The organism is Cryobacterium sp. 10I1 (assembly GCF_035019805.1).
GTDB lineage: Bacteria > Actinomycetota > Actinomycetes > Actinomycetales > Microbacteriaceae > Cryobacterium > Cryobacterium glucosi.
This window is the reverse complement of sequence record NZ_JASJVF010000314.1, coordinates 1-3,175: the sequence shown is the minus strand read 5'-3', so window position 1 is coordinate 3,175 and position 3,175 is coordinate 1. Positions and strand designations below refer to the sequence as shown.

Annotated in this window: 3 protein-coding genes; 2 read left to right on the top strand and 1 reads right to left on the bottom strand. The window is 70.1% G+C overall.

The features are described from left to right. Together QN345_RS17150 and QN345_RS17145 are read left to right on the top strand one after the other, a co-directional pair. Window positions 1-692, top strand: a 692-nt coding sequence (locus QN345_RS17150) for a 2-phospho-L-lactate transferase CofD family protein (protein ID WP_323508941.1), incomplete at its 5' end; no start/stop codon positions are given. Window positions 693-778: 86 nt separating this feature from the next. Next, complete coding sequence (locus QN345_RS17145; protein WP_322189120.1) at window positions 779-1,813, top strand: fructose PTS transporter subunit IIA; 1,035 nt, start codon at window positions 779-781, stop codon at window positions 1,811-1,813. Between the two features lie 191 nt (window positions 1,814-2,004). On the opposite strand, the gene fgd is transcribed toward QN345_RS17145, so the two are convergent. After that, window positions 2,005-3,027, bottom strand: a complete 1,023-nt coding sequence (fgd, locus tag QN345_RS17140) for a glucose-6-phosphate dehydrogenase (coenzyme-F420) (protein WP_198413456.1) — start codon at window positions 3,025-3,027, stop codon at window positions 2,005-2,007. Window positions 3,028-3,175 lie beyond the last annotated feature (148 nt).

Sequence of the window (3,175 nt, the reverse complement as noted above, 5' to 3'; positions counted from 1 at the left end):
ATCCTCCTGCTGTCGTCCTGCTGCGCTCCGGCTCCACCCTGAGCGAGGCGACCGCGTTCCTCTGCGAGCGCTGGCAGCCCGGAGCCCGCCTCCTGCCGATGAGCGACCAGCCCGTCGAGACCCATGCGCGCCTCGCAGCGGATGCCGACGAGCACCGCGCCGGGGACCTGATCCATTTCGAAGAATGGTGGGTCCGGTATCGGGCGAGCGTGCCGGTCAGCCAGTTCGTGCAGCGCGGGCTCGACACGGCGGAGGCCGCGCCCGGCGTGCTCGAGGCGATCCTGGAGGCGGACCTCGTGATCCTGCCGCCGTCGAACCCCGTGGTCTCGATCGGCACGATCCTTGCGATCCCGGGCATCCGTGACGCCCTGCGATCCACGCCCGCCCGCGTCGTCGGCGTCTCGCCGATCATCGCGGGAGCCGCCGTCCGCGGCATGGCCGACGCGTGCCTCCAGACCATCGGCGTCGCCACGACCGCTGCGGCCGTCGGCCTGCACTACGGCGCCCGGTCCACCGGCGGCATCCTCGACGGCTGGCTCGTCGACGAAACGGATGCCGCGGCGCTGCCCGCTCTCGCGGCCGCCGGGATCCGCTCACTCGCGGTGCCGCTCTGGATGCACGACCTGGACACGACGGCGGAAATTGCGGCAACATTGTTCCGGATCGCGTCGCCTGCGCGGGGGATACACTAAGTCAGGCTAATTATTCTTCAAGCTAACTAATTTGCCCCCGGTTCAGCGCTCGATTCCGGTCGGCCTACCGGAAGGACCCTACTGTCATGCCCGCACATCTCGACTCCGCGTTGCACGGCGGCTCGATCACCGCCGTCGTCGGAGCTGTCCCCGGCATGCCGGCATACGTCGCCGCGCTCATCGTCGGCGCCATCATCGTCGCGGCCGCCGTCGCGATCGTTCTGATCGTCGTGCGGCACTGCGCAGCGCGCCGCAGCGCAGCCAGCGCCTCCACTGGGTCCGGCTCGACCGACACGGCCAGCGCGTCCGGCGCGGCCTCGGATGCCACGGGCACCCCGGGCCACCCGGCCGGCGCGGCCCCGACCACCATCGGGAACGCCCCGGGCAGCACCCAGACGACCGCACCCGGCTCCGATGCCGTCCACGCTCCCGCTTCGGCCGGAACGCCGGGCACATCCGCTCTCGCCTCGGCCGCCGTATCCGCCCCGGCGCCGTCCCTGGTGCACCCGAGACATGAGCCCGTCGTCATCAGCACGCCGCACCCCAAGCGAAAACTCGCCACGATGACGATGCCGCTCACCACGGCGATCCCGATCGTGCCGACCACCTCAACCGGCTCGGTGTCGACCGGCAAGAAGACCGTGCTCGACTACATCGACGAGCGCACCATCGTGCTCGACGTCGAGGAGACCGACCGGGACCGGATGATCCGCACCCTCGCCGGCATGATGAGCACGACCGGGCGGATCACCGACGTGGGGCTCGTCGCCCAGGCCGCGTTCCGCCGCGAGACCCACGGCACCACGAGCATGGGCAACGGCATCGCGATCGCGCACGCCAAGTGCGACTCCGTCGTCGCCCCGGTGCTCGCTTTCGCGCGCAGCAAGCACGGCATCGACTGGAACTCAGCGGACGGCGAGAAGGCGACGCTGATCTTCATGATCGCCGTGCCCAAGGCCTCGGCAGGAACCGAACACCTCCGGGTGCTGTCCCAGCTCTCGCGCTGCCTCGCGAAGCCGGCGTTCCGCGCCGCGATCCAGTCCGCGCAGACCCCGGCCGCCGTGCTCGAGGCCCTCGCGATCAGCGCCAACCTCAAGAAGCCCGAGCAACCCCAGCCCTAGCCCGATCCGGCCGTCATCCCAGCTCCAGCTCCAGCTCCAGCGATCGTCAGTCTTCCGAATTCAGGAGTTGCGGCCGCCAGACTGCAGCACTTCCCGGAGCAGTGCGGCGGGGGCGGGCACCGCGGGCGCAACTCCTGAATTCGGCACGCCCACTGTCGAAGGTGACGCTCGGTCGTGTCTGCACGCGCGGCTCAGGCGCGGGCGCGGATGCGGGGGGCCAGGTCGCGCTCGAAGGCCGTCAGGAACCGCTCCTGGTCGTGGCCGGGCGCGTGGAAGACCAGGTGGTTGAAGCCGGCATCGATGTACTCGCCAATCGCCGCGACCGTCTCGTCGGGGTCAGAGCCCACGATCCAGCGCTTGGCGACCTGCTCGATCGGCAGGGCATCCGCGGCCGCCTCCATCTCCGACGGGTCGGTGATGTCGTGCTTCTGCTCGGGCGTGAGCGACAACGGGGCCCAGAACCGGGTGTTCTCGAGCGCGAGCGCCGGGTCGGTGTCGTAGGAGAGCTTGATCTCGATCATCCGGTCGATCGTGGCCGCATCCCGCCCGGCCTTCTCCGCGCCGGCCGCGACAGCCGGTAACAGCTTCTCGGTGTAGAGCTCCATGCCCTTGCCCGAGGTGCAGATGAAGCCGTCCCCCGACCGGCCCGCATAGCCCGCCACGAGGGGTCCGCCCGCGGCGATGTACACCGGGATGCCTCCCTCGGGTCGGTCATAGATGCTCGCGTCATGGGTGCTGTAGTACTCGCCCTCGAAGCTCACCTTGTCCTCCGACCAGAGCGCGCGCATCAGCGCGATCGACTCGCGCAGCCGGGCGTAGCGTTCCTTGAACTCGGGCCAGTCCTGGGCGCCTGCGCCGCGGAACCCGGTCGCGATCTCGTTGAGGGCCTCTCCCGTCCCGACACCGAGCATGATCCTGCCCGGGTAGAGGCAGCCGAGCGTCGCGAAGGCCTGGGCGATCACGGCGGGGTTGTACCGGAACGTCGGCGTCATCACCGAGGTGCCGATCTGCACCCGTGTCGTGCGCTCCCCGACGGCCGCCATCCAGGCCAGAGAGAACGGGGCGTGGCCGCCGGTGTGCCGCCAGGGCTGGAAGTGGTCACTCACCGCGACCGATTCGAAACCGTGCCGCTCGGCGGCGACGGCGATCTCGACCAGCTCACGCGGGGCGAACTGCTCGGCGGAGGCCTTGTATCCGAGTTTCAGAGGAAGCATGATGCTCATTTCTCGAGGGGGCGATCGGGGGACGGAACCAGGGCTGCGGGCGGTGGGACGGGCGACTTCTGCTGGGCCGAGTCCTGCGGGGCGGCGGATGCTGCGGTGAGCAGGGCGGACGTGTACGGTCCGGCACCCAGTCGTTCGA

Excerpts from the sequence above, each read along its gene's own strand:
- QN345_RS17145 (WP_322189120.1), top strand. The coding sequence starts at position 779 with ATGCCCGCACATCTCGACTCCGCGTTGCACGGCGGCTCGATCACCGCC.
- fgd (WP_198413456.1), bottom strand. The coding sequence starts at position 3,027 with ATGCTTCCTCTGAAACTCGGATACAAGGCCTCCGCCGAGCAGTTCGCC.